General features: G+C 68.9%; 19 protein-coding genes. 11 read left to right on the top strand and 8 right to left on the bottom strand.

Annotation, left to right across the window (positions count from 1 at the left end):
- The first annotated feature begins 77 nt into the window (after positions 1-77).
- Positions 78-974, top strand: a complete 897-nt coding sequence (locus tag RBJ65_RS13550) for a sigma-70 family RNA polymerase sigma factor (protein WP_306322749.1) — start codon at positions 78-80, stop codon at positions 972-974.
- Here the strand turns inward: RBJ65_RS13550 and dnaB are convergent, their stop codons facing one another.
- The gene (gene dnaB / locus RBJ65_RS13545; protein ID WP_306322717.1) at positions 975-2,453 is read right to left on the bottom strand and encodes a replicative DNA helicase; all 1,479 of its coding nucleotides are present in this window, start codon (positions 2,451-2,453) and stop codon (positions 975-977) included.
- 459 nt (positions 2,454-2,912) lie between these two features.
- Between dnaB and RBJ65_RS13540 the strand changes: the two genes are divergently transcribed.
- Positions 2,913-4,250 (top strand): MATE family efflux transporter, encoded by a 1,338-nt coding sequence (locus tag RBJ65_RS13540; protein WP_306322716.1) that lies wholly within the window; start codon positions 2,913-2,915, stop codon positions 4,248-4,250.
- Between the two features lie 148 nt (positions 4,251-4,398).
- On the opposite strand, the gene rplI is transcribed toward RBJ65_RS13540, so the two are convergent.
- From rplI to rpsF, 4 genes are all read right to left on the bottom strand, one after another.
- Entirely contained in the window at positions 4,399-4,845 is a 447-nt protein-coding gene (rplI, locus tag RBJ65_RS13535) for a 50S ribosomal protein L9 (RefSeq protein ID WP_306322715.1), read from the bottom strand.
- An 18-nt stretch (positions 4,846-4,863) separates the two neighbouring features.
- Positions 4,864-5,100, bottom strand: a complete 237-nt coding sequence (gene rpsR, locus RBJ65_RS13530) for a 30S ribosomal protein S18 (protein ID WP_003949403.1) — start codon at positions 5,098-5,100, stop codon at positions 4,864-4,866.
- 63 nt (positions 5,101-5,163) lie between these two features.
- Positions 5,164-5,763, bottom strand: a complete 600-nt coding sequence (locus RBJ65_RS13525; RefSeq protein ID WP_306322714.1) for a single-stranded DNA-binding protein — start codon at positions 5,761-5,763, stop codon at positions 5,164-5,166.
- Positions 5,764-5,839: 76 nt separating this feature from the next.
- Entirely contained in the window at positions 5,840-6,130 is a 291-nt protein-coding gene (gene rpsF, locus RBJ65_RS13520; protein ID WP_164559357.1) for a 30S ribosomal protein S6, read from the bottom strand.
- Between the two features lie 240 nt (positions 6,131-6,370).
- Here rpsF and RBJ65_RS13515 point away from each other — a divergent pair, with 240 nt between their 5' ends.
- The 3 genes from RBJ65_RS13515 to RBJ65_RS13505 all read left to right on the top strand — a co-directional run bounded on the left by RBJ65_RS13515 (position 6,371) and on the right by RBJ65_RS13505 (position 9,063).
- Positions 6,371-6,700, top strand: coding sequence for a hypothetical protein (locus RBJ65_RS13515; protein WP_306322713.1), 330 nt, complete (start codon positions 6,371-6,373; stop codon positions 6,698-6,700).
- Positions 6,701-6,850: 150 nt separating this feature from the next.
- Positions 6,851-7,972 (top strand): peptidoglycan bridge formation glycyltransferase FemA/FemB family protein, encoded by a 1,122-nt coding sequence (locus tag RBJ65_RS13510; protein WP_306322712.1) that lies wholly within the window; start codon positions 6,851-6,853, stop codon positions 7,970-7,972.
- Between the two features lie 59 nt (positions 7,973-8,031).
- The gene (locus RBJ65_RS13505) at positions 8,032-9,063 is read left to right on the top strand and encodes an alanine racemase (RefSeq protein ID WP_306322711.1); all 1,032 of its coding nucleotides are present in this window, start codon (positions 8,032-8,034) and stop codon (positions 9,061-9,063) included.
- A 10-nt stretch (positions 9,064-9,073) separates the two neighbouring features.
- Here the strand turns inward: RBJ65_RS13505 and RBJ65_RS13500 are convergent, their stop codons facing one another.
- On the bottom strand, positions 9,074-10,621 hold the full coding sequence (locus RBJ65_RS13500) for a glycosyltransferase family 87 protein (RefSeq protein WP_372341417.1): 1,548 nt from the start codon (positions 10,619-10,621) through the stop codon (positions 9,074-9,076).
- A gap of 126 nt (positions 10,622-10,747) precedes the next feature.
- The gene (locus tag RBJ65_RS13495) at positions 10,748-13,495 is read right to left on the bottom strand and encodes a transglycosylase domain-containing protein (protein WP_306322709.1); all 2,748 of its coding nucleotides are present in this window, start codon (positions 13,493-13,495) and stop codon (positions 10,748-10,750) included.
- A 374-nt stretch (positions 13,496-13,869) separates the two neighbouring features.
- On the opposite strand from RBJ65_RS13495, the gene RBJ65_RS13490 reads away from it, so the two are divergent.
- From RBJ65_RS13490 to RBJ65_RS13480, 3 genes are all read left to right on the top strand, one after another.
- Complete coding sequence (locus RBJ65_RS13490) at positions 13,870-14,550, top strand: PadR family transcriptional regulator (protein WP_306322708.1); 681 nt, start codon at positions 13,870-13,872, stop codon at positions 14,548-14,550.
- Positions 14,551-14,594: 44 nt separating this feature from the next.
- Positions 14,595-15,677 carry an inositol-3-phosphate synthase gene (locus RBJ65_RS13485; RefSeq protein WP_306322707.1) on the top strand — a complete coding sequence of 361 codons (1,083 nt, stop codon included), beginning with the start codon at positions 14,595-14,597 and terminating at the stop codon, positions 15,675-15,677.
- Between the two features lie 123 nt (positions 15,678-15,800).
- A complete protein-coding gene (locus tag RBJ65_RS13480; protein ID WP_306322706.1) occupies positions 15,801-17,075 on the top strand; it encodes an MFS transporter in 1,275 nt (424 codons plus the stop codon).
- A 53-nt stretch (positions 17,076-17,128) separates the two neighbouring features.
- Here the strand turns inward: RBJ65_RS13480 and RBJ65_RS13475 are convergent, their stop codons facing one another.
- Complete coding sequence (locus RBJ65_RS13475) at positions 17,129-18,601, bottom strand: CCA tRNA nucleotidyltransferase (RefSeq protein WP_306322705.1); 1,473 nt, start codon at positions 18,599-18,601, stop codon at positions 17,129-17,131.
- Between the two features lie 195 nt (positions 18,602-18,796).
- On the opposite strand from RBJ65_RS13475, the gene RBJ65_RS13470 reads away from it, so the two are divergent.
- The 3 genes from RBJ65_RS13470 to RBJ65_RS13460 all read left to right on the top strand — a co-directional run bounded on the left by RBJ65_RS13470 (position 18,797) and on the right by RBJ65_RS13460 (position 25,327).
- On the top strand, positions 18,797-21,193 hold the full coding sequence (locus tag RBJ65_RS13470; protein WP_306322704.1) for a DUF6049 family protein: 2,397 nt from the start codon (positions 18,797-18,799) through the stop codon (positions 21,191-21,193).
- A gap of 45 nt (positions 21,194-21,238) precedes the next feature.
- On the top strand, positions 21,239-23,485 hold the full coding sequence (murJ, locus tag RBJ65_RS13465; RefSeq protein ID WP_306322703.1) for a murein biosynthesis integral membrane protein MurJ: 2,247 nt from the start codon (positions 21,239-21,241) through the stop codon (positions 23,483-23,485).
- A 120-nt stretch (positions 23,486-23,605) separates the two neighbouring features.
- Entirely contained in the window at positions 23,606-25,327 is a 1,722-nt protein-coding gene (locus RBJ65_RS13460) for a protein kinase family protein (RefSeq protein ID WP_306322702.1), read from the top strand.
- The last annotated feature ends 17 nt before the right edge of the window (positions 25,328-25,344 follow it).

Below are 25,344 nucleotides of genomic sequence, written 5' to 3'. Positions count from 1 at the left end.
TCATCACGCGCCGGTCGGGGGCGCACGGTCGTAGCGTGGACCGGGTGGAGCGAGACGAGAGCCGCGGGCCGAACCCGATGACCACGCAGCACACCCCGGACGCGCTGGCGCGGCACTTCGAGGAGCAGCGCGGCCAACTGCGGGGCCTCGCCTACCGCATGCTCGGCTCTCTCAACGACGCGGACGACGCGGTGCAGGAAGCCTGGCTCCGGCTGAGCCGCAGCGACGCCGACGGCATCGACAACCTTGCCGCCTGGCTGCGCACCGTCGTCTCGCGCATCTGCCTCGACATGCTGCGCTCGCGTACCGCACGCCGTGAGGAGTTCGTCGGCCACCTGCCCGAGCACGTCTGGGACGAGGGGGACGGCGCGAGCCCCGAGAGCGAGGCGGTGCTGGTCGAATCGGTGGGGCGCGCCCTGCTCGTCGTCCTCGGGACTTTGAGCCCCGCCGAGCGGGTCGCGTTCGTCCTGCACGACCTGTTCGCCGTGCCGTTCGGCGAGATCGCGCCCATCGTGGAGCGAACCGAGGCCACCACCAAGAAGCTCGCCAGTCGCGCTCGCCGCCGGATCCAGGGCGCACCGACGCTCCCCACCGAGGAACTCGACCACCAACGGCACGTCGTCGACGCCTTCCTCACCGCGGCCCGCGACGGAGACCTGAACGCGCTGCTCGCCGTCCTCGCCCCCGACGTCGTACGCCATGCCGACCCGATCACGCTCCCGGCCGGAGCCCCGGCACAGAGCCACGGCGCCGACACGGTGGCGCGGGAGACGGTCCTGCTGCGGCGCAATGCCCGGTTCGCGGCGACGGCGCTCCTCGACGGACGGGTCGGCCTCGTCGTCGCCCCGCGCGGTCGCCTGCTGCTCGCCCTGGCCGTCACGGTCGAGGGGGACAGGGTCGCCACGTACGAGGTGATCGCCGACCCCGAGCGCCTGGCGGAGCTGGAGGTCGCCGTCCTCGACAACGCGAGCTGATCAGGTCTGCGCCATGTCCACGAAGCGCGAGTAGTGGCCCTGGAAGGCGACCGTGATCGTGGCCGTCGGGCCGTTACGGTGCTTGCCGACGATGATGTCGGCCTCGCCCGCGCGCGGCGACTCCTTCTCGTACGCGTCCTCGCGGTGCAGCAGGATGACCATGTCGGCGTCCTGCTCGATGGAGCCGGACTCACGCAGGTCGGAGACCTGCGGCTTCTTGTCCGTGCGCTGCTCGGGACCACGGTTCAGCTGGGAGAGCGCGATCACCGGAAGCTCCAGCTCCTTGGCGAGCAGCTTGAGGTTTCGGGACATGTCCGAGACCTCCTGCTGACGGCTCTCGGAGCGCTTCGAGCCACCGGCCTGCATCAGCTGCAGATAGTCGATGATCACGAGCTTGATGTCGTTGCGCTGCTTGAGCCGACGGCACTTCGCGCGGATCTCCATCATCGACAGGTTCGGGGAGTCGTCGATGTACAGCGGCGCGGCCGAGACCTCGGGCATCCGGCGCGCGAGCCGCGTCCAGTCCTCGTCGGTCATCGTGCCGGAGCGCATGTGGTGCAGGGCCACGCGCGCCTCGGCCGACAGCAGACGCATCGCGATCTCGTTGCGCCCCATTTCGAGGGAGAAGATGACGCTTGGCAGGTTGTTCTTGATCGACGCGGCGCGCGCGAAGTCCAGTGCCAGCGTGGACTTACCCATGGCGGGGCGGGCCGCGATGACGATCATCTGGCCCGGGTGCAGACCGTTGGTGAGCGAGTCGAAGTCGGTGAAGCCGGTCGGCACACCGGTCATCTCGCCGCTGCGCGAGCCGATCGCCTCGATCTCGTCGAGCGCGCCCTCCATGATGTCGCCGAGCGGGAGGTAGTCCTCGCTGGTGCGCTGCTCGGTGACCGCGTAGACCTCGGCCTGCGCCTTGTTGACGATCTCGTCTACGTCGTCGTCGCCCGCGTATCCCATCTGCGTGATCCGCGTGCCGGCCTCGACGAGGCGGCGCAGCACGGCGCGCTCGTGGACGATCTCCGCGTAGTACTCGGCGTTCGCCGCGGTCGGGACCGTCTGTACGAGGGTGTGCAGATACGATGCGCCACCCACCTTGTTGATCTCGCCGCGCTTGGTCAGCTCCGCGGCGATGGTGATCGGGTCGGCGGGCTCGCCCTTGGCGTAGACGTCGAGGATCGCCTGGAAGATCGTTTCGTGGGCCGGCTTGTAGAAGTCGGGGCCCTTGATGACCTCCACGACGTCGGCGATCGCGTCCTTCGACAGGAGCATGCCGCCGAGCACGGACTGCTCCGCCTCCAGGTCCTGCGGCGGAACGCGCTCGAACGTGGCCGGTCCCTCGTCCCAGCCACCGTCCTCGCGGCCTCGCTCGTGCTGGTCGCCCTGGCCTCGGCCGCCACCCCGGAACGGCCGCGAAGGGGGGAGGCGATCGCTGGGACCTTCGTCGGCCCAGGGGTCGTCCAAAGGCTCGGAGATACTCACCGGGCCGCCTCCTCCCGTCCGCCGAGCGGACCTCGCCGTACCCCTCATTCCTACGGCACGACACTGACAAATAAGAGGCCCAACTCCGCTTCTGACGCGTCGGATTTGTGAGGTTTCCGAGGTCGGAAGACATGGTGGGCGCCGCACTACGGTAGGCGCGTGGGCACCGTCAGCCAATCTGGTTATCCACAGGCAGTGTGGACGACGGGCCCCTCGCTGTGGAGAACTCGGGAAATCCTGTGCACGACACGGTGGACAGGGCTGTGAACAAGCCCTCAGGCACTCACACACACAGTTCCTGACCTGCACTTTTCCCATCCACCGGCTGTGCAGAAGAAAAACTTCCCCAGTCGGCCCAAGATCGCCGACAGACCCGCCGCACGACACGCGGAGGACCTCCACAAGTAAGGGTCTCTATCGCATTGCATCTCTTACCTGTGGAAGATTAGATTGGTGCCCATGACACAGGCTCCCGCGGCATCCAAGGCCGCTCGACGTCGGCACGACCGAGAGATCGTCGCCCTCGCCGTTCCGGCCTTCGGCGCACTCGTCGCTGAGCCCCTCTTCCTCATGGCCGACAGCGCCATCGTCGGCCATCTCGGCACCTCACAGCTCGCCGGACTCGCCGTCGCCTCCGCCCTGCTGCAGACGGCGGTCAGCATCTTCGTCTTCCTCGCCTACGCGACCACTGCCGCGGTCGCCCGCCGCGTCGGATCCGGAGATCTGAAGTCCGCCATCCAGCAGGGCATGGACGGCATCTGGCTCGCCCTGCTCCTCGGCGTCGTGGTCGTCGCGATCACCCTGCCCACCGCCCCGGCCCTCGTCGACCTCTTCGGAGCCTCCGACACCGCGACGCCCTACGCGATCACGTATCTGCGCATCTCCTCGCTCGGCATTCCCCCGATGCTCATCGTCCTCGCCGCCACCGGCGTGCTGCGCGGACTGCAGAACACCAAAACCCCGCTCTACGTGGCAGTCGCTGGCTTCATCGCCAACGCCGCGCTGAACGCCGCTCTCGTCTATGGCGCCGGCCTCGGCATCGCGGGTTCTGCCTGGGGCACCGTCATCGCCCAGGTCGGCATGGCCGCCGTCTACCTCGTCGTGGTGGTCCGCGGCGCTCGCCGCCACGGCGCCTCGCTGCGCCCGGACGCCGCGGGCATCCGAGCCTGTGCCCAGGCGGGCGCGCCGCTCCTCGTCCGCACCATCTCGCTCCGGGCGATCCTGATGATCGCGACAGCCGTGGCCGCCCGTCTCGGCGACGCCGATGTGGCCGCACACCAGATCATTCTGTCCCTGTGGAGCCTGACGGCCTTCGCCCTCGACGCCATCGCCATCGCCGGACAGGCCATCATCGGCCGCTACCTCGGCGCGGACGACGCACCGGGTGCGCGGGCCGTGTGCCGTCGGATGCTGGAGTGGGGCGTCGCCGCGGGAGTCGTCCTCTGCGTACTGATCGTCGCCGCACGACCGCTGTTCGTCCCGCTGTTCTCGAGCGATCAGCTTGTCCAGGACGCCGCCCTGCCCGCGCTCATCGTCGTGGCCCTCGCGCAGCCCATCTGCGGAATCGTCTACGTACTCGACGGAGTCCTCATGGGCGCGGGCGACGGACCGTATCTGGCCTGGGCCATGCTGGTCACGCTTGCCGTCTTCACGCCGGTGGCGCTCCTCGTGCCGGTCTTCGGCGGCGGTCTCACCGCCGTGTGGGGTGCGATGGCGCTGATGATGACGGTACGGATGATCACGCTCTGGATGCGCTACCGCTCGGGACGCTGGGCCGTGACGGGCGCGACGCGCTGACACGCTCAGCGGGCTGTTTCACGTGAAACGGTGAGCCACCAAAGCAGGCCGTTCCACGGTTTCACGTGAAACGCGGCTGACAAGCATGTGGGGCCGCACCCCGAAGGGTGCGGCCCCACATTCGCTTCAGCGCTGCTCAGGGCAGTGCTCAGGCAGCGACGACCTCGATGTTGACCTTGGCGGCAACCTCGGGGTGCAGACGCACGGAGGCCTCGTGGCCACCGAGCGACTTGATCGGCGCGCCCAGCTCGACACGACGCTTGTCGACCTTCGGGCCACCGGCAGCCTCGATCGCCGAAGCGATGTCGGCCGGGGTGACGGAACCGAAGAGACGACCGGCGTCGCCGGAGCGGACGGCCAGGCGGACCGCGGTGCCCTCGAGCTTGGCCTTGATCTCGTTGGCCTGCTCGATGGTGGCGATCTCGTGGATCTTGCGGGCGCGGCGGATCTGCGCCACGTCCTGCTCACCACCCTTGGTCCAGCGGATAGCGAACTTCCGCGGGATCAGGTAGTTACGGGCGTACCCGTCCTTGACGTCGACGACCTCGCCGGCGGTGCCGAGGCCGGAGACCTCGTGGGTCAGGATGATCTTCATTAGTCGGTCACCCTTCCCTTATCGCGCGGTGGACGTGTAGGGCAGCAGCGCCATCTCACGGCTGTTCTTGACGGCCGTGGCGACGTCACGCTGGTGCTGCGTGCAGTTGCCGGTCACGCGGCGGGCACGGATCTTGCCGCGGTCGGAAATGAACTTCCGCAGCATGTTCGTGTCCTTGTAGTCCACGTACGTGACCTTGTCCTTGCAGAAAGCGCAGACCTTCTTCTTAGGCTTGCGCACAGGCGGCTTCGCCATGGTGTTTCTCCTGTGTGATCAAGAAGTGTGGGGTGCGAGCCCAGCCCCGTCAGGGAGTGATCCCTAGAAGGGGGGCTCGTCCGAGTAGCCGCCGCCGGAGCCGCCGGAGCTTCCGCCCCAGCCGCCACCGCCGCCGCCCTGCTGCCCGCCGCCGGCCGGCGCACCGGTCGCCCAGGGGTCGTTGGCCGGGGCTCCGCCCTGGCCACCCTGCTGACCGCCGGGGCCGCCGCCCCAGCCGCCGCCACCCTGCTGCTGACCGCCGCCGCCGAAGCCGCCGCCGCCACCCTGGCCGCCACGACCGGGGGTCTTGGTGACCTTGGCGGTGGCGTAGCGCAGCGAGGGGCCGATCTCGTCGACCTCGAGCTCCACGACCGTCCGCTTCTCGCCCTGCTGGGTCTCGTACGAACGCTGCCGCAGTCGTCCCTGAGCGACGACGCGCATGCCACGCGTCAGCGACTCGGCGACGTTCTCCGCGGCCTGACGCCAGATCGACGCGCGGAGGAACAGCGCGTCGCCGTCCTTCCACTCATTGGTCTGGCGGTCGAACATCCGGGGCGTCGACGCGATCGTGAAGTTCGCGACGGCCGCGCCGGACGGGGTGAAGCGCAGCTCGGGGTCGTCGGTCAGGTTTCCGACGACGGTGATAACGGTCTCGCCTGCCATGGGGGAACCTCTCGGCGGGTTTGCTGCTTGGCTGCTTGCTGCTACTCGAGTCCCGAGTGCCGCTGAACTAGGAAGTTCAGTGGGTCTCGGGGCGGAGGACCTTGGTCCGGAGGACCGACTCGTTCAGGTTCATCTGGCGGTCGAGCTCCTTGACGACCGCAGGCTCGGCCTGCAGGTCGATGACCGAGTAGATGCCCTCGGGCTTCTTCTTGATCTCGTACGAGAGACGACGACGGCCCCAGGTGTCGACCTTCTCCACCTTGCCGTTGCCCTCACGGACAACAGACATGAAGTTCTCGATCAGGGGGGCGACAGCGCGCTCCTCCAGATCGGGGTCGAGGATGACCATCACCTCGTAGTGACGCATGTGGAACCCACCTCCTTTGGACTCAGCGGCCACGGTCGTTCCGTGGCAGGAGGGTTGTTTATGCGTGAGCAACGGTATCGGTCCCCGGCCCCTGGTCGGGGGCGTGGACAGACACCGGTGCAGACGGTACAGAGTACCCGCACCTCCGCTTCCGGTTGAAATCCGGCTGCCAAGCGCCGCAATCTGTACACATCGGGTGTGTACGGCGCTACGATGCGCCGCTTCCGCAGGAGGTGCCCCATGGCACAAGCAATGCGTCCGAACAGCACCGCTTCCGCTCATTCATCGTCCCTCTTCGCCACGGACGGCAAGCCCCACCCGCTGCCGGACACCCTGCTCGGGGTGACCGTGGTGCTCGGAGCGATCGCGATCATCTCCTCGCTCTGGAGCGACCTTCATCTCCTCAGTTCCTGGGCCGGCCTGGTCGGCATCCTGACCGGGGCCTACGGCCAGTTCGTCTCGGAGACGACCCGGGAGCGCTTCGGGCTGATCCTGGGCCTGGGCGCGTCGGCCATCGGCTTCTTCATCGGCATGGCCCACGGCGGTCTCTTCGGCGGCGTCATCGGCTGAGGAAGCCCACCTCAGAAGCTGAGTCGGGGCAGCCTTCACAACCGACCTCCCATACGGCCGGTCGGGGCGCTCGCAGGGCGCAGTAGGCTTCGGCGCGAGAGCCGGAGCCCCTGTACCCATGGGGACACACCAGCCCGAGGAGCGCCCCGAATGAGCCTGACCCTGAGGACCATCAGCCGAGAGCAGCATCTGGCGTACATCCAGACCCTGCCGTCGGCGAGCCACATGCAGGTCCCTGCCTGGGCAGATGTGAAGGCGGAGTGGCGCTCCGAGCACCTCGGCTGGTTCGACGAGCGCACCGGCGACATGGTCGGTGCGGGCCTCGTGCTGTACCGGCAGCTCCCCAAGATCAAGCGCTACCTCGCGTACCTGCCCGAGGGCCCGGTCATCAACTGGTACGCCCCGAACCTCGAAGAGTGGCTGCGCCCGATGCTCGCGCATCTGAAGCAGCAGGGCGCCTTCTCCGTGAAGATGGGCCCGCCGGTCGTCATCCGCCGCTGGGACGCGCCCTCCATCAAGAAGGGCATCGCGGACGCCGATGTGAAGCGCCTGCGGGACATCGAGGCGGACCACATCGAGCCGCGCGCCTTCGAGGTCGCCGACAAGCTCCGCCGCATGGGCTGGCAGCAGGGCGAGGACGGCGGCGCCGGCTTCGGCGACGTACAGCCGCGCTACGTCTTCCAGGTGCCGCTCGCGAACCGCTCCCTGGAAGAGGTCCACAAGAACTTCAACCAGCTGTGGCGCCGCAACATCAAGAAGGCCGAGAAGGCCGGCGTCGAGGTCGTCCAGGGCGGCTACCAGGACCTCGCCGAGTGGCAGCGGCTGTACGAGATCACGGCCGTGCGCGACCACTTCCGGCCGCGCCCGCTGTCGTACTTCCAGCGCATGTGGACGGCCCTCAACACCGAGGACCCCAACCGGATGCGGCTCTACTTCGCGCGGCACAACGGCGTGAACCTCGCGGCGGCCACGATGCTCGTCGTCGGCGGGCACGTCTGGTACTCCTACGGCGCCTCCGACAACATCGGCCGCGAGGTGCGCCCGTCCAACGCCATGCAGTGGCGGATGCTGCGCGACGCCTACGCGCTCGGCGCCACCGTCTACGACCTGCGCGGCATCTCCGACTCGCTGGACGAGACCGACCACCTCTTCGGCCTGATCCAGTTCAAGGTCGGCACGGGTGGCCAGGCCGCCGAGTACCTGGGCGAATGGGACTTCCCGCTCAACAAGCTGCTGCACAAGGCGCTCGACATCTACATGTCGCGGCGCTGAGCGCCCGGCACAATTCACGTAGCTACGTAACTCCCCACGGAAAGGTTCCGGGACCGGCCATGGCGCTCACGCTCTACGTCGACACCGCGCGCTGGCGGGCACACCACAAGCAGGTGCTCGAACAGTTCCCGGGTCTCGTCCCCGTCTGCAAGGGCAACGGCTATGGCTTCGGCCATGAGCGGCTCGCGGAGGAGGCGACGCGCCTCGACTCCGACATCCTCGCGGTCGGGACCACGTACGAGGCCGCCCGGATCAAGGACTGGTTCGGCGGCGACCTGCTGGTCCTGACGCCGTTCCGGCGCGGTGAGGAGCCGGTGCCGCTGCCCGACCGCGTGATCCGCTCCGTCTCCTCCGTCGACGGCGTGCACGGCCTCGTCGGCGCCCGCGTCGTCGTCGAGGTGATGTCCTCGATGAAGCGGCACGGCGTCACCGAGCAGGACCTTCCGCAGCTGGCGCACGCCATACAGGACGTGCGCCTGGAGGGCTTCGCGATCCATCTGCCGCTCGACCGCACCGACGGCACGGACGCCGTCGAGGAGGTCATCGGCTGGATGGACCGGCTGCGCGCGGCCCGTCTTCCGCTGCACACCATGTTCGTCAGCCACCTGAAGGCCGAGGAACTGGCGCGCCTGCAGCAGCAGTTCCCGCAGACCCGCTTCCGCGCGCGCATCGGCACGCGGCTGTGGCTGGGCGACCACGAGGCGACCGAGTACCGCGGCTCCGTCCTGGACGTCACGCGCGTCGCCAAGGGCGACCGGTTCGGCTACCGCCAGCAGAAGGCCGCCTCGGACGGCTGGCTGGTGGTCGTGGCGGGCGGTACGTCGCACGGTGTGGGCCTGGAGGCCCCGAAGGCGGTGCACGGCGTCATGCCGCGCGCCAAGGGCGTCGCACGGGCCGGCCTGGCGACGGTGAACCGGAACCTGGCGCCGTTCGTCTGGGCGGGCAAGCAGCGCTGGTTCGCCGAGCCGCCGCACATGCAGGTGTCGATCCTCTTCGTACCCTCGGACGCCCCCGAACCGAAGGTCGGCGAGGAGCTGGTGGCCCATCTGCGGCACACCACGACGCAGTTCGACCGTCTCGTGGACCGCTGAGCGCGTTCGCTCAGAGCGAACCACCCGGTGCCCGCCCCCAGTCGACCGTGGGAGGCGGGCCCTCTGCGGCGTGCACGGCATGCGCGGCGTGCCGGTGCCGCCGCGGCCGGGCCGCCTGACCCAGTACGAAGACGTCCTCGGCGCCGTCCAGAGCGCCGCCCGTCGGGTCGTCCTCGCCGGAGCGGCGCACCACGTCCCGCTCGGGCAGCCAGATGTCCCGCACGATGACCGCGCACATGTAGAGCGTGCCCAACAGGTGTGCCGCAACGGCCAGTTGATAGCCGTCCTCGGGCAGGCCCTGGTGCTTGTCCCCGCTCGTCGTGTACGCGAGGTACAGCCAGATCCCCAGGAAGTACGCGACCTCGCACGCCTGCCAGACCAGGAAGTCCCGCCACTTGGGGCGCGCAAGCGCGGCGAGCGGGATCAGCCACAGGACGTACTGCGGTGAATAGACCTTGTTGGTCAGGATGAAGGCGGCGACCACCAGGAACGCGAGCTGCGAGAAGCGCGGCCGGCGCGGCGCGGTGAGCGTGAGCGCGGCGACGCCCAGGCAGGCGAGCAGCATCAGCGTCGTGGCCAGGGTGTTGACGACGTCGGTGTCGAGGGGAGTGTCCCGGTGCTGGGAGATGATCAGCCAGAAGGAGCCGAAGTCGACTCCGCGTTCCTGGCTGAACGTATAGAACTTCGACCAGCCCGCCGGGGCGAGGAGCATCACCGGCAAGTTCACGACCAGCCATGAGACGGCTGCGCCGAACATCGCCCTGCCGAACTCCCGCCACTTGCCCGCCCGCCAGCACAGCACGAAGAGCGGTCCGAGCAGCAGCACCGGGTACAGCTTCGCAGCCGTCGCGAGCCCGAGCAGCACGCCGAAGGTGATGGCCCGGCCCCGCGACCACATCAGCATCGCGGCCGCCGTGAGCGCCACCGCGAAGAGGTCCCAGTTGATGGTCGCGGTCAGTGCGAAGGCGGGCGCCAGGGCGACCAGCAGCGCGTCCCAGGGGCGCCTGCGGTGGGTGCGCGTGACGCACACCGCGATCACCGCGGCGCAGATCATCAGCATCCCGGCGTTGACCATCCAGTACACCTGCTCCTGGTGCTGGATGGAGCCGCTGCCGGGCGTCAGCCACGCGGCGACCTCCATGAACACACCGGTGAGGACCGGGTATTCGAGGTAGTCCATGTCGCCGGACAGCTTGTCGAAGTACGGCACGAGACCGTCGGCGAAGCCGCGCCCCTGGTAGAGGTGCGGGATGTCCGAGTAACACGCGTGCGTGTACTGGGAGCTGGCTCCGTAGAACCAGGCGCCGTCGTAGCAGGGGAACTTCTGGACCATGCCGAGCGCGAACATGCCGAGCATGACGAGCACGATCACCCGCGCGGGGGTCCATCGCGAGGCCCCGAGCAACACCCGCCGTCCGATCGGCCCACCGATGAACTCGGCCCCGGCAGCCGAGACCTCGTCCTCTCTGGTGGGCCGTACCTGTTCCGGCTCAGGCTGCTGCGGATTCGCGCGCGTCGTCTCTGCACTGGGCGTCTCTGCACTGGGCATGCGGCACATCCTGCCGTACGAGCCTGAGAACGCGGCGAGGGCCGCCACACCTGATCGGTGTGACGGCCCTCGACTGCCGTGGAACACGCAGCGTTTCACGTGAAACACGATGCGTTGTTGCCGGGAGCCAGGCGGCTAGCGACCGTCCGGGCCTCCGAAGAGGCCGCCTCCGTTCCCGTTGCCTTGTGGGTTCCCGCTGTCGTCGGTACTTCCGTCGGACGGCGAAGCCGACGTACCGCCGTCGGTGCCTCCGGTGTCCATACCGCCGTCGTTCCCGTTGTTGTTCTTGCAGGCGATGTCCCAGTCGCTGCACGTCTCGCTCGGCGACGGGGAGGGCGAGGAGCTCTCGCTGGTCGACGGGGACGGCGAGGCGGACTCGGTCGGCGACGTCGAGACGGACGGCGTCGGCGTGGGGCTCGGCGTCGAGCCCACGAGCTCACCGATGGGCTCGGGCGTCGGGAACGGCTGGTTCGGCTGCCCCTTCAGAGCCTGGGTCATGTAGTCGTGCCAGATCTCCGACGGGAACGACGCACCGTGGATCTTCTCCTGGCCACCGGTGCCGTACATCTCCAGGAACTTGCGGTTCTGGGACTTCTCGTTGTCGTCCATCCGGTACATCGTGATCGCGGTGGACAGCTGCTTGGTGTAGCCCACGAACCAGGCCGACTTGTTGCCGTCGGTGGTACCGGTCTTGCCGGCCACGTCGCGGCCCGGCAGCCGCGCCGCCGTACCCGTGCCGTCGTCGACGACGGTCTTGAGGACGTCGGTGACGTTGTCGGCGACCTTCGGGTCGAAGACGCGCTTCGACTGGGGATCGTGCCGGAAGACGTTCTCGCCCCCGTGGTCGACCGACTTCACCGAGTACGGGTCGTTCTGCTGGCCACTGGTCGCGAACGTCCCGTAGGCACCCGCCATACGGATCGCGCTCGGGTCGGAGGTACCGAGGGAGAACGAGGGGTAGTTGGAGGAGGCGAAGCTGTTGTCCAGGATGCCCGCGCTCTTGGCCGCCGCGCGCACCTTGTCCAGGCCGACGTCCATGCCCAGCTGCACATACGCCGAGTTCACGGACTCGCGCATGGCCTCGCGCAGATCGATCTGGTAGCTGGGGCGGTTGTAGGACTGCTTACCGTCGTTGGTCTGGTTCCACTGCTTGCCCTTCTCGTTCGTCCAGATGTCCCCCTTCCAGTCCTTGATCTTGAGCCCGTTCTTGCCGCTGTACAGGCTCTTGGGGGAGGCGATCGTGCGCATGTCCGGGCCCTGGTCCTCGGGGCCGTCCGGGTTCCTGACGCCGTACTTGAAGGCGGCCGCGAGCACGAAGGGCTTGAAGGTCGAGCCGACCTGGGCGCCGGTCACATCGGCGTTGTTGGTGAAGTGCTTGGTGGCGTCCTCACCGCCGTAGATGGCCTCGATCGCACCGGACTCCGGACTGACGGAGGCACCGCCGAACTGGACGTGCCGGTCCACGTACTTCCCGTTGACCTTGCGGTTCTTGTTGAGGTTCTCCTTGCGGACCTTCTTCACGGCGTTCTCGAGCTGGTTCACCTTGTTCTTCTTGAACGTGGTGTGGATCTCGTAGCCGCCCTTTTGCAGGTCGTCCTCGGTGATCTTGCCGTTGCTGTTCTTGATCGCGTTCGCCTTGGCGAGGTCGACGAGATAGCCGGTCTGGCCACCGAGCTGCGCGTTGGCGCGGGGGCTCTTCAGCTTGGGGAAGGTCTTGAACCCGGCCCGCTGGCTCTGGGTCAGCCGCCCGTCCTTCAGCTCCTCGTCGAGGATCCACTGCCAGCGCTTCGTGGCGCGCTCGCGGTTCTTCTCCGGAGTGGCGTTGACCGGGTCGATGCCGGGCGAGCCCGCCGGGTCGTAGTACGTCGAGCCCTTCAGCACGGCCGCGAGGAACGCGGTCTGGCTCGCGTTGAGCTTCGTGGCGTCCTCGTCGAAGTAGGCGCGGGCCGCGGCCTGGATGCCGTAGGCGCCGCGTCCGTAGTACGCCGAGTTCAGATAGCCGGCCATGACGTCGTCCTTGTCGACGGTCCGGCCGACCTTTATGGAGACGAACAGCTCCTTGAGCTTTCGGGTCACCGTCTGGGACTGGTCGTCCAGCATGGCGTTCTTCACGTACTGCTGGGTGATGGTCGAGCCGCCCTGGGTCTCGCCGCCCTTGGCCATGTTGAACACGGCACGGGCGATACCCATCGGGTCGACGCCCTTGTCCGTCTCGAACGTCTTGTTCTCCGCCGACATGACGGCGTAGCGCATGGACTTCGGGATGTCCTCGTACTTGATGATCTGCCGGTTGGTCTCACCACCGGTGGCGACCATCTGCGAACCGTCGGACCAGTAGTAGACGTTGTTCTGCGCCGTCGCCGTCTTCGCCGGGTCGGGCACTCCCACCAGCGCGTACGCGATGCCGGCCGCGACCATCATGCTGCCGAACAGGCCGACGCACATGCCGGTCACCAGGCGCCACGACGGCACCCAGCGACGCCAGCCGTGCTTGTACGCACGCGGGTAGTCGACGAACTTCTTCTTCTCCGGCCCACCACGACCGGCGCCGTAGGGGCCGCCACGGCCGCCACCACCGGGACCGCCGCCACCGCGGCGACCGCCACCGCCGCCGGCTCCACCGCCATCGGGTGACCTGCGTCGGCTCCCGCCGCGCTGAGCAGCTCTACGAGCCTCGGCGCGACCGCCCCACGGACGGTCTCCCTCGGGGCTCTCGTACGAGCCTGATGCACTCGGGGCGCCATAGGAAGCGGAGGCGGAGGACGATGCGGAACCTCCGCGGGGCGCCGCGCGGCGCCCCGATGGTGCTCCGAATGCTCCGCGACGGGCCGCGGCGCGCCCACCGCCTTGCGGCTGCGGCGGTTTGCGACGGTGCTCGCTCATCGAACGACTACTCCTCGGGCAGGCGCGGCATCGCGCGCCTGGAAACGGCGTCGGGTTTCCGGTCCCCCCGGAGTACGGGTGCGCCCCTCTCGGCACTCACCCGCACTACACCGGGGACGACGACGCTCACAGGCGTCACTTGGTTCCCGGTGGTCTGCATGGCGGACAGACTACGCACCGTCAAAACCCTCCTAGGGCCGAACTTCACCCCAAAACAGGCAACTCGATTCCTACGAATCGGTGATGTGACGCCGTTCACCGTGATCCCACTTGCCGCGGCCGAAGGGCAGTTCTATCGTCGGGATGTATCGAGTCGATACATCAGCTCGACATAAAGAGTCGCTACAGAGGGCCGCGGCAGAGAGGAGGCGACGATGAGCCGACGTTCCGGCATCTTGGAGTTCGCCGTCCTCGGACTGCTCCGCGAGTCCCCGATGCACGGCTACGAGCTGCGCAAGCGACTCAACACATCGCTCGGGATCTTCCGCGCCTTCAGCTACGGGACGCTGTACCCCTGCCTCAAGACGCTGGTCGCCAATGGCTGGCTGATCGAGGAGTCGGGTGCAGGACCCGCCGACACCACTGCGGCACCACTCGCAGGGCGTCGCGCCAAGATCGTCTATCGATTGACGGCGGAAGGTAAGGAGCACTTCGAGGACCTGCTCTCGCAGACCGGCCCCGACGCATACGAGGACGAACACTTCGCCGCGCGCTTCGCCTTCTTCGGGCAGACGTCGCGGGACGTGCGCATGCGCGTCCTCGAGGGTCGCCGCAGCCGGCTGGAGGAGCGCCTCGAGAAGATGCGCATCTCCTTCGCCCGCACCCGCGAGCGTCTGGACGACTACACGCTTGAGCTGCAGCGCCACGGCATGGAGTCCGTGGAGCGCGAGGTGCGCTGGCTGAACGAGCTCATCGAGAGCGAGCGCGCGGGCCGCGACCAACGGAGCTCCGGCCCGGGGGACGCGGCTCAGCAGGACACATCTGGAGAGACGGGCGGCCTGCCCCGGAACCGGGACAGCACCCGGCCGGATCCGTCCGACGACACCGCCACGTGAAGTCCGGTCAGGACTTCACCGAGTACACACAGGGAGCAACCGGAATGGGTTCGGTTCGCGTAGCCATCGTCGGCGTGGGCAACTGCGCCGCCTCGCTGGTGCAGGGCGTCGAGTTCTACAAGGACGCCGACCCGGAGACCAAGGTCCCGGGCCTGATGCACGTACAGTTCGGCGACTACCACGTCGGTGACGTCGAGTTCGTCGCCGCGTTCGACGTCGACGCGAAGAAGGTCGGCCTGGACCTCGCGGACGCCATCGGCGCCTCCGAGAACAACACCATCAAGATCTGTGACGTGCCGAACAAGGGCGTCCAGGTCCAGCGCGGTCACACCCTCGACGGCCTCGGCCGCTACTACCGCGAGACGATCGAGGAGTCCTCCGAGGCCCCCGTCGACGTCGTCAAGGTTCTCAAGGACCAGCAGGTCGACGTTCTCGTCTGCTACCTGCCCGTCGGCTCCGAGGACGCGGCGAAGTACTACGCCCAGTGCGCCATCGACGCCGGGGTCGCGTTCGTCAACGCCCTCCCGGTCTTCATCGCCGGCACCAAGGAGTGGGCTGACAAGTTCACCGAGGCCGGTGTCCCGATCGTCGGTGACGACATCAAGTCGCAGGTCGGCGCGACCATCACGCACCGTGTGATGGCGAAGCTCTTCGAGGACCGCGGTGTCCGCCTCGAGCGCACGATGCAGCTCAACGTCGGCGGCAACATGGACTTCAAGAACATGCTGGAGCGCGACCGCCTCGAGTCGAAGAAGATCTCGAAGACGCAGGCCGTCACCTCGCAGATCCGCGACCGCGAGCTGGGCGAGAACAACGTCCACATCGGCCCGTCCGACTACGTCGCGTGGCTCGACGACCGCAAGTGGGCGTACGTCCGCCTCGAGGGCCGCGCCTTCGGTGAGGTCCCGCTGAACCTGGAGTACAAGCTCGAGGTCTGGGACTCCCCGAACTCCGCGGGTGTCATCATCGACGCGCTGCGCGCCGCGAAGATCGCCAAGGACCGCGGCATCGGCGGCCCGATCCTCTCCGCGTCCTCGTACTTCATGAAGTCCCCGCCGGTGCAGTACTTCGACGACGAGGCCTTCGACAACGTCGAGAAGTTCATCAAGGGCGAGGTCGAGCGCTGACCGTCCCCTGAAGGCCGATGTGGGTGTTTCACGTGAAACGCCCGCCGCCTGAAGGCTGTTGAGGCCCTCGGCTCGTACATATTGTGCGGCCGGGGGCCTGCCTCGTATGTGAGGCTGTGCTCCATGGCTGTCGTCCGTGACCTGCGCGTACTCCTGCGCCTGCACGACTTTCGGCGTCTGCTGACGCTGCGGCTGCTCTCCCAGGGCGCGGACGGCGTGTACCAGGTGGGGCTCGCCACCTACGTGGTGTTCTCGCCGGAGAAGCAGACGTCTCCCGCCGCCATCGCGTCCGCGATGGCCGTACTGCTGCTGCCGTACTCCCTCGTGGGCCCGTTCGCGGGTGTCCTCCTCGACCGTTGGCGCCGCCGCCAGGTCTTTCTGTACGGCAATCTGCTGCGGGTCCTGCTCGCCTCCGCGACGGCCGCCCTCATGCTGAGCCACGCCCCGGACTGGCTCTTCTACGCGTCCGCGCTGTGCGTCACCGCGGTCAATCGCTTTGTACTGGCCGGACTTTCGGCCGCGCTGCCCCGTGTCGTCGACGCGGAGCGCCTCGTCATGGCCAACTCCGTCTCCCCGACGACGGGAACGCTCGCGGCGACCCTGGGCGGCGGCCTCGCCTTCGGCGTGCGTCTGATCGCCTCGGACTCGGACGCCGCGGTCGTCCTCATCGGGGCACTGCTCTACCTGTGCGCCGCGCTCGCCTCCCTGCGCATGGACGCACAACTCCTCGGCCCCGATCCGGAGTTGATCCAGCCGCGCCTGAGGGTCGCGGTCTCCGGAGCCGCCCGTGACATCGCCTCCGGGGTCCGGCACCTCGCCTCGCGGTCGTCCGCCGCGCGCACCCTCGCCGCGATGACGGTGATGCGGTTCTGCTACGGCGCCCTGCTCGTCATGATGCTCATGCTGTGCCGGTACGCATGGTCGTCCACGGAGTCCGAAGGGCTGGCCCTGCTCGGCCTCGCCGTAGGGGTCTCGGGAGCCGGCTTCTTCGTCGCGGCGGCCATCACCCCGGCGGCCGCGGGCCGCTTCGGCTCGACGGGGTGGGTCGTCATCTGTGCCGGTGCCGCGTCCATCCTGGAGCTCGCCCTGGGCCTCACCTTCGAACCCGCGCCGACCATAGTGGCCGCGTTCGTCCTGGGCCTGACCACACAGGCAGCGAAGATCGCCACGGACACGGTCGTACAGTCGTCCGTCGACGACGGGTTCCGCGGCCGGGTCTTCTCCGTCTACGACGTGCTGTTCAACGTCTCCTTCGTCGGTGCGGCCGGAGTGGCGGCGCTGATGCTTCCGCCGGACGGCCGCTCGATTCCCCTCGTCGTCCTGGTATCGGTCCTCTATGGAGCGACGGCCCTGGTTCTGCGCGCGAGGACCGTTTCACGTGAAACATCGCCCCCTTAAATACGCGTCGGGCTCCGTTTCACGTGAAACGGAGCCCGACGCGTCGCACAGTCTCAGCTCTGAGAGCTAGCGGCCCACCACTCCTTGAGCGCCGACACCGCGGCGTCGTACTCCATCGGGCCGTTCTCCAGGCGCAGTTCCAGCAGGAACTTGTACGCCTGCCCGATCACGGGGCCCGGGCCGACGCCCAGGATCTCCATGATCTGGTTCCCGTCGAGGTCGGGCCGGATCGAGTCCAGCTCCTCCTGCTCCTGGAGCCGCGCGATGCGCTCCTCAAGGCCGTCGTACGCGCGCGAGAGCGCATTGGCCTTCCGCTTGTTGCGCGTCGTGCAGTCGGAACGGGTCAGCTTGTGCAGCCGGTCGAGAAGCGGCCCTGCGTCGCGTACGTAGCGACGTACCGCGGAGTCCGTCCACTCGCCGGTCCCATAGCCGTGGAAGCGCAGGTGCAGCTCGACGAGGCGCGAGACGTCCTTCACCAAGTCGTTGGAGTACTTGAGCGCGGTCATGCGCTTCTTCGTCATCTTGGCGCCGACCACCTCGTGATGGTGGAACGAGACGCGGCCGTCCTTCTCGAAGCGGCGGGTGCGCGGCTTCCCGATGTCGTGGAGCAGCGCGGCGAGCCGCAGCGTCAGATCGGGGCCTTCGGTCTCCAGCGCCATCGCCTGCTCGAGGACGATCAGCGTGTGGTCGTAGACGTCCTTGTGCCTGTGGTGCTCGTCACGCTCCAGACGCAGAGCGGGCAGCTCGGGCAGCACGCTGTCGGCCAGGCCGGTCTCGACGAGCAGCGTGAGGCCCTTGCGCGGGTGCGCGGAGAGGATCAGCTTGTTGAGCTCGTCACGTACCCGCTCCGCGGAGACGATCTCGATGCGGCCGGCCATGGCCGTCATCGCGGCGACGACCTCGGGAGCGACCTCGAAGTCGAGCTGGGCGGCGAAGCGGGCGGCCCGCATCATCCGCAGCGGGTCGTCGGAGAAGGAGTCCTCCGGGGCGCCGGGCGTGCGCAACACCCGCTCGGACAGGTCCTTGATGCCACCGTGCGGATCGATGAACTCCTTCTCGGGAAGGGCCACCGCCATCGCGTTGACGGTGAAGTCCCGGCGGACCAGGTCCTCTTCGATGGAGTCGCCGTAGGACACCTCGGGCTTGCGCGAGGTCCGGTCGTACGCCTCCGACCGGTAGGTCGTGACCTCGACCTGAAAGCGATGATCAGCGTCTCCGACGCGGGCGTCCTTCTGGCAGCCGACGGTGCCGAACGCGATCCCGACCTCCCACACCGCGTCGGCCCACGGGCGGACGATCTTCAGTACGTCCTCGGGGCGGGCGTCAGTGGTGAAGTCCAGGTCGTTGCCGAGCCGGCCGAGCAGTGCGTCCCGCACCGAACCACCGACCAGGGCGAGGGAGAATCCGGCCTCCTGGAATCGACGGGCGAGATCGTCTGCGACGGGTGAGACCCGCAACAGTTCGCTGACCGCGCGGTGCTGCACCTGGCTCAGGGCGCTGGGGTTGTCTTCATTGGCGTTCGGCACAACAGGACAGGGTACGTGGCCCGAGCGGCCCGAACCGAACCGTTTCCCGGGCCCGTGGCCGGAGCACACCGGCGGTCCACCTACCCTTGCCCCACGATCCAGCCGGGCAGACCGTGGCACTCAGCCACAGTGCTCCTCGTTACCATGCGTGGACACATCTGCGACCACCGACGACGACGAGGGACGGACGACCACGTGGCCGAGGCGGCAGACATCCCAACGGTGAGTCCCTCACCGGCCCGGCGACTGCTACGGCGCACCGGAGCCTTGCTCGCGGCTGCGCCACTCCTGGCGTCGCTGCCGCTGCTGCCCGCCGCCGCTCCGGCCGGAGCGTCCACCCCGGCCACCGCCGCGGCGGACGCGACGGGGACCAGCACGGTCGACGTGGCCGTGAACTCGCTCTCGCCCAGCGCCCCGACGGACGGCGACACCGTCAAGGTCAGCGGCACGGTGACGAACAAGGCCAAGCGAACGGTCACCGACGCGCACGTGGGCCTGCGGGTCGGCGCGTCCTACAGCGGCCGCTCGGCCCTCGACAACGCCGCGAAGAACGGCACGGGCGGCGCCGCGGACGGCAACGAGGTGTCCCGTAAGTACGGACAGAAATTCGCCAAGTTGGCGCCCGGCGTCGCACAGGACTTCACGCTGTCCGTCCCCGTCAAGGCGCTGCACCTCGGTGCCGACGGTGTCTACCAGCTCAGCGTCGCCCTGATGGGACAGACCTCGGCCCTGCCGTACCAGCAGACGCTCGGCATCCAGCGCACCTTCCTTCCCTGGCAACCGGCGAGCGCAGACACGAGGACGAAGACGACGGCCCTGTGGCCGCTCATCTCCGACTCCCACCTCACCGCCGAGACGGGCGCGAACGAACAGCAGACTCCGGTCTTCGACGACAACGACCTGGCGAAGCAGATCGGTCCGGGCGGCCGTCTCCAGCAGATGCTGAGCCTCGGCAGCGACCTCGACGTGACCTGGGTGATCGACCCCGACCTGCTGGCCTCGGTCGACGCCATGACGGAGCCGTACAAGGTCAAGGGACCCGACGGAAAGCTCAGGGCGGGCAAGGACCAGGCGGCCGCCAAGCAGTGGCTGAGCGACCTGGAGACCGCCGTACAGGGCCAGAAGGTGGTCACGCTCCCGTTCGCCGACCCGGATCTCGCCTCGCTCGCCCACACGGGCACGAAGGTCACCGGCTCCCTCGGCCACCTCAAGGACGCCACGGACGCCGCCACGCTGACCGTGCAGACGATCCTGCACACGAAGCCGGACACGTCCTACGCCTGGCCCGCCGAAGGCGCCGTCGACCGCGACATCGTCAAGGTCGCCACGTCCGCGGGCGCCGACAAGATCATCGCGCGCAGCGACCACTTCCCGGAGACCGGCGGCCTCACGTACACGCCGTCCGCCGCACGGCCGATCGGCGGCGGCGCCACGGCCATGGTCGCCGACGGCCGCCTGTCGACCGCTTTCCAGGGCGACATGACGGGCGCCGAGAGCTCCACGCTCGCCGTGCAGAAGTTCCTCGCGCAGTCCCTGGTACTGAACCAGCAGACGCCCAAGCAGCGCAGCGTCGTCATGGCCCCGCAGCGCATGCCCACCGCCAGCCAGGCCCAGACCATGGCCACGGCGCTGCACGCGCTGCAGGACGGCACCTGGTCGCAGTCCCAGACCCTGTCGGCCGCCGCGAAGGCGAAGCCCGACGCCCGGGCGACCACGCGGGTTCCGAACGCGTACCCGTCGTCGCTGCGCAAGCAGGAGCTGCCGCAGTCGGCCTTCGAGCAGATCCGGGCGACCCAGCGCGACCTCGAGAACTTCAAGGTCGTCCTCACCGACCAGTCCCGCGTGGTGACGCCGTTCGGCCGCGCGATGGACCGGGAGATGTCCACGTCGTGGCGGAGCGACTCCGGCGCGTCGACGGGCTTCCGGGACGGTGTCTCCGGGTACCTGTCCGGCCTCACCGACCAGGTGACGCTGATCGACAAGTCCGAGGTGAAGCTCTCCGGGCGCAGCGCGACCATCCCGGTGTCGGTGCAGAACAACCTGTGGCAGGACGTCGACCATCTGACGCTCCGCCTCACCTCGGACAACGGCACGCGCCTCAAGATCGGCGACAAGAAGTTCCAAGACCAGGAAGTGAAGATCGCCAGCGGGCACAGCCAGTCCGTGAAGTTCACGACCACGGCCAAGGCCACGGGCCCGATCTGGGTGCGCGCCCAGCTGTACACCCAGGACGGCGAGCCCTACGGCGCCCCGCTCTCCTTCAAGGTCGACGTCACCGAGGTCACCCCGACCGTGATGCTCGTCATCGCCGGCGGTGTCCTGCTGCTCGTCCTCGCCGGCTACCGGATGTACCAGCAGCGCAAGCGCGCCGCCGCCACCACGCAGCCCGACGCGAACACCCCCCAGGGCGGCTCCGCGGCCGCGGAAGCCGAAACGGACGACGAGCCGGGCGCCGATCAGAGCGACGAGCCGGACAGCGACTCGGCCGCCGCCCCACGGGCAGACGTTCCGCAGCAGCCGAGTGACCCGACGGCTGACACCGCTTCGGAAAGCGCGGCCCCGTCGGGCCCGGGTGAGAGAGTGGACCGTTGAGCGAAGTCGGGGCCGCTGGGCCGGGGACGATGAGGTGGGGTAACCATGAACGCGCCGTACGACGGTGAACGTGGCCGCGGCTCGGGCGGCTCTGCCTCGGGCGATGGCCGGCCGTACGCCGGTTCACAGCAGCCCGAGGGGCAGGTGCCGCCGCCGCAGCCCGCTCCCGACACATATCCGCAGGACGCGTACCTCCAGGACGCGTACGAGCAGGATCCGTACCGGGCGCACGACCTGACCGCTCAGGACCCGGTGACCGAGGCGCTGTACGACCGCGCCGCGCACCCTCCGCCGCCCCCGGGCACGTACCAGGCGCAGCAGCCCCTGTACGCGCCGCCGCCCGCGCAGCAGTACCAGCCCGACCCGCGCGTGTGGGCGCAGACGCCCGCGCCTGAGCCGGCGGGCCCCACCCAGCATCTGCCGTACGGCGAAAACGCCCGCACGACGCAGTTCGTGGGCGTCGACGACCTGGTGACGCACTCCGCCGAGGAGAGCCACGAGCCGGACGCCTTCGCGCACCTGTACCGCGACCAGCAGCCCGGCCACAGCGGCGGCCGCCCGCCGGCCGAGCCCGTCGACAACCCGACCACACAGCTCGGCCCTCCGCAGCCACCGCCGCCACCGGTCGGCGCTCCCGCACCGGCGCCCGCGCCGAAGAAGAGCGGACGCGCCTCCGGCCTCCTTAAGTCGAGCGCGGTGATGGCGGCGGGCACGCTGGTCTCCCGTCTGACCGGCTTCGTCCGCACCATGGTGATCACCGCGGCGCTGGGCGCCGGACTGCTCGGTGACACGTGGACCGTCGCGTACACGCTGCCGACGATGATCTACATCCTGACCGTCGGCGGCGGCCTGAACTCCGTGTTCGTACCGCAGCTCGTGCGCGCCATGAAGGAGGACGACGACGGCGGCGAAGCCTTCGCCAACCGCCTGCTCACCCTCGTGATGGTGGCGCTCGCGGTCATCACGGCGGTTGTCGTCCTCGCGGCGCCCCTGCTGGTCCACGCGATGTCACCGACGATCGCCAACAACGAGGCCGCCAACAGCGTCGGCGTCGCCTTCGCCCGCTTCTGCCTGCCCACGATCTTCTTCATGGGCATCCACGTGGTCATGGGCCAGGTCCTTAACGCCCGCGGCAAGTTCGGCGCGATGATGTGGACCCCGGTCCTCAACAACATCGTCATGATCTGCACGTTCGGCCTGTTCATCTGGGTCTACGGGACCGCCTCCGAGTCCCACATGGGCGTGACGACCATCCCGGACGAGGGCATCCGCCTCCTCGGCATGGGAACCCTGCTCGGCCTCGTCGTGCAGTCCCTCGCGATGATCCCGTACCTGCGCGAGACCGGCTTCCGCTTCCGGCTGCGCTTCGACTGGAAGGGCCACGGCCTCGGCAAGGCCGTGAAGCTCGCCAAGTGGACCGTCCTGTTCGTGCTCGCCAACCAGGCGGGCGTCGTGGTCGTCACCCAGCTCGCCACGGCGGCCGGTGAGGCGTCCGGCAAGGCCGGCGCGGGCATCATGGGTTACTCGAACGCCCAGCTCATCTGGGGCATGCCGCAGGCCATCATCACCGTCTCCGTCATGGCCGCGCTGCTGCCGCGCATCTCGCGCGCCGCCCACGACAACGACCCGGGCGCGGTCCGCGACGACATCTCCTCCGGCCTGCGCACCTCGGCCGTGGCGATCGTCCCGATCTCGTTCATGTTCGTCGCGCTCGGCGTCCCGATGTGCACCCTGCTCTTCGGCACCAGCGGCACCGAGGCCGCCCAGTCCATGGGCTACATCCTCATGGCCTTCGGAATCGGCCTCATCCCGTACTCCGTGCAGTACGTCGTGCTGCGTGGCTTCTACGCGTACGAGGACACGCGCACGCCCTTCTACAACACGGTCATCGTCGCCGCGGTCAACGCCGCCGCCTCGGGCATCTGCTACCTGATCCTGCCCGCTCAGTGGGCGGTCGTCGGCATGGCACTGTCCTACGGCATCGCGTACGCGATCGGGGTCGGTGTCGCGTGGCGACGCCTGCGCAACCGGCTCGGCGGCGACCTGGACGGCGCGCATGTCGTCCGCACCTACGCCAGGCTCTGCCTCGCGTCCCTGCCGGCGACGGTCATCGGCGGCGGAATCGGGTACGCGGTCACGCAAGCACTGGGCCACGGCGTGCTCGGCTCGATCGCGGCGCTGGTCGTGGGCAGTGCGGCACTCCTCGGGGTCTTCTACGTGGCGGCCCGCAAGATGAGGATCGAAGAACTGAATTCGCTGGTCGGCATGGTCCGCGGCCGTCTCGGCCGCTGAGTCGTCCGGAACTGCGTGCAACCTTCGGCGGCCATCGCGTGTCGTGCATAGCGCCGGACTGTGGGCACAATTGGCTTTGGCGTCGGAGTGAGCGCAACGGATGGGGAGGCAGGAACGACGGTGGCGGAACGGAGCACGGCTGCCGTCGACGTGGCCGACAACAGCGGTGACGAACCGCTGACCGCCAAGGCGGACAAGGCGGAGCAGGCCACGGCCGACGGGGTGGCCGAGACCGGGGAGCAGGACGCGCCGGCGCGCGAGGAGAACGCGGACACCGCGGAAACGGGGACTCATCTGAGCCCCGGCGCCTCGTCGCCGCCCGAGCTGCACAGCGGCCACAAGCTCGCGAGGCGCTATCGCCTCGAGGAGTGCGTCACCCGTCTGGACGGTTTCAGCAGCTGGCGTGCGGTGGACGAGAAACTCCGCCGTGCCGTCGGCGTGCACATCCTCCCCGCCGACCACCCCAGGGGCCGTTCGGTGCTCGCCGCCGCCCGCTCCTCGGCCCTCCTCGGCGACCCCCGCTTCGTGCAGGTGCTTGACGCGGTCGAGGAGAACGACCTCGTCTACGTCGTCCACGAGTGGCTGCCCGACGCGACGGAGCTGACCGCCCTGCTCGCGCTCGGCCCCCTCGAGGCCCACGACGCGTACCAGATGGTCAGCCAGGTCTCCCACGCCATGGCCGCCGCCCATCGCGAGGGCCTCGCCCATCTGCGCCTCACGCCGAGCGCCGTCCTTCGCACCTCCACCGGGCAGTGGCGCATCCGCGGCCTCGCCGTGAACGCGGCGCTGCGCGGCATCACCTGCGACACCCCGCAGCGCGCCGACACCGAGGCGATCGGCGCCCTCCTGTACGCCTCCCTGACCCAGCGCTGGCCGTACGAGGAGGACGCCTACGGCCTGTCAGGGCTACCGAAGGACGTCGGGCTCATCGCCCCCGACCAGGTGCGCGCAGGCGTCCACCGCGGCCTCGCCGAGCTCGCCATGCGCGCGCTCGCCAACGACGGGGCGACCGCGTCCCGCCAGGAGCCCCCGTGCACCACGCCGGAGGACCTGGTGAAGGCCATCGGCGAGATGCCGAAGATCCGCCCGCCGGAGCCCGCCTTCACCGCGCCGCCGGAGTACCAGCGGACCACGTACCAGCAGGGGAGCTACGGCCGCTCGACCCCGCGCGCCACCCAGCCCGTCCCCACCCCGCCGCCACCCCTGCACAGCCGTACCGGCAAGGCTCTCAAGTGGGCCGTCTCCGCGCTGCTCATCGCGGCCCTCGGCCTCGGCAGCTGGCAGCTCGCGGACGCGCTCATGGACCGCAACAACACAGGCAGCTCCGGGTCCTCCGACAGCTCCGACGACAGCGGCAAGGACGGCAAGCCGGACGCGAAGCCGATCGCCATCCAGAGCGCCAAGGAGTACGTCGCCGAGGGCGACGCCCAGGCCGCGGACGACGTCGACAAGACCTACGACGACAGCAAGTCCACGTACTGGCGGACCAAGTCCTTCGTGGACGGCCCCAAGATGGTCATCAAGCCAGGCGTCGGCATCGTCTACGACCTCGGCTCCGAGAAGGACGTGTCGGCCGCGTCGATAGGGCTCCGGTACGGCGGCGACCACACCACGGTCTCCCTGTACGCCGCGCCCTCACTCAATCCGGGCTCGGTGTCCGGCCTGAAGCAGATCGGGTCCAAGACCGAGTCGACGAAGACCTCCGCCAAGATCACGGCCGATGACCCGGTCAAGACGCGCTATGTACTCGTCTGGCTGACCGCCCTGCCCCACGCGAGCCAGGATGGGTACAGCAGCGCGGGCTACAAGCAGGGCATCACCGACGTGGAGTTCACCGGCTGACGGGCGGGACTCACCAC

Source organism: Streptomyces sp. KL109B (assembly GCF_030766935.1).
Taxonomy (GTDB): Bacteria; Actinomycetota; Actinomycetes; order Streptomycetales; family Streptomycetaceae; genus Streptomyces.
The sequence above is the reverse complement of the archived record's forward strand: the minus strand, read 5'-3'. Positions and strand labels throughout refer to the sequence as shown.

Coding starts and splice junctions, on each gene's coding strand:
- RBJ65_RS13480 (WP_306322706.1), top strand. CDS start 15,801: ATGGCTGTCGTCCGTGACCTGCGCGTACTCCTGCGCCTGCACGACTTT.
- RBJ65_RS13540 (WP_306322716.1), top strand. CDS start 2,913: ATGACACAGGCTCCCGCGGCATCCAAGGCCGCTCGACGTCGGCACGAC.
- RBJ65_RS13510 (WP_306322712.1), top strand. CDS start 6,851: ATGAGCCTGACCCTGAGGACCATCAGCCGAGAGCAGCATCTGGCGTAC.
- murJ (WP_306322703.1), top strand. CDS start 21,239: ATGAACGCGCCGTACGACGGTGAACGTGGCCGCGGCTCGGGCGGCTCT.
- RBJ65_RS13500 (WP_372341417.1), bottom strand. CDS start 10,621: ATGTGCCGCATGCCCAGTGCAGAGACGCCCAGTGCAGAGACGACGCGC.
- RBJ65_RS13495 (WP_306322709.1), bottom strand. CDS start 13,495: ATGAGCGAGCACCGTCGCAAACCGCCGCAGCCGCAAGGCGGTGGGCGC.
- RBJ65_RS13515 (WP_306322713.1), top strand. CDS start 6,371: ATGGCACAAGCAATGCGTCCGAACAGCACCGCTTCCGCTCATTCATCG.
- RBJ65_RS13485 (WP_306322707.1), top strand. CDS start 14,595: ATGGGTTCGGTTCGCGTAGCCATCGTCGGCGTGGGCAACTGCGCCGCC.
- RBJ65_RS13550 (WP_306322749.1), top strand. CDS start 78: ATGACCACGCAGCACACCCCGGACGCGCTGGCGCGGCACTTCGAGGAG.
- RBJ65_RS13525 (WP_306322714.1), bottom strand. CDS start 5,763: ATGGCAGGCGAGACCGTTATCACCGTCGTCGGAAACCTGACCGACGAC.
- rplI (WP_306322715.1), bottom strand. CDS start 4,845: ATGAAGATCATCCTGACCCACGAGGTCTCCGGCCTCGGCACCGCCGGC.
- RBJ65_RS13505 (WP_306322711.1), top strand. CDS start 8,032: ATGGCGCTCACGCTCTACGTCGACACCGCGCGCTGGCGGGCACACCAC.
- rpsF (WP_164559357.1), bottom strand. CDS start 6,130: ATGCGTCACTACGAGGTGATGGTCATCCTCGACCCCGATCTGGAGGAG.
- rpsR (WP_003949403.1), bottom strand. CDS start 5,100: ATGGCGAAGCCGCCTGTGCGCAAGCCTAAGAAGAAGGTCTGCGCTTTC.
- RBJ65_RS13490 (WP_306322708.1), top strand. CDS start 13,870: ATGAGCCGACGTTCCGGCATCTTGGAGTTCGCCGTCCTCGGACTGCTC.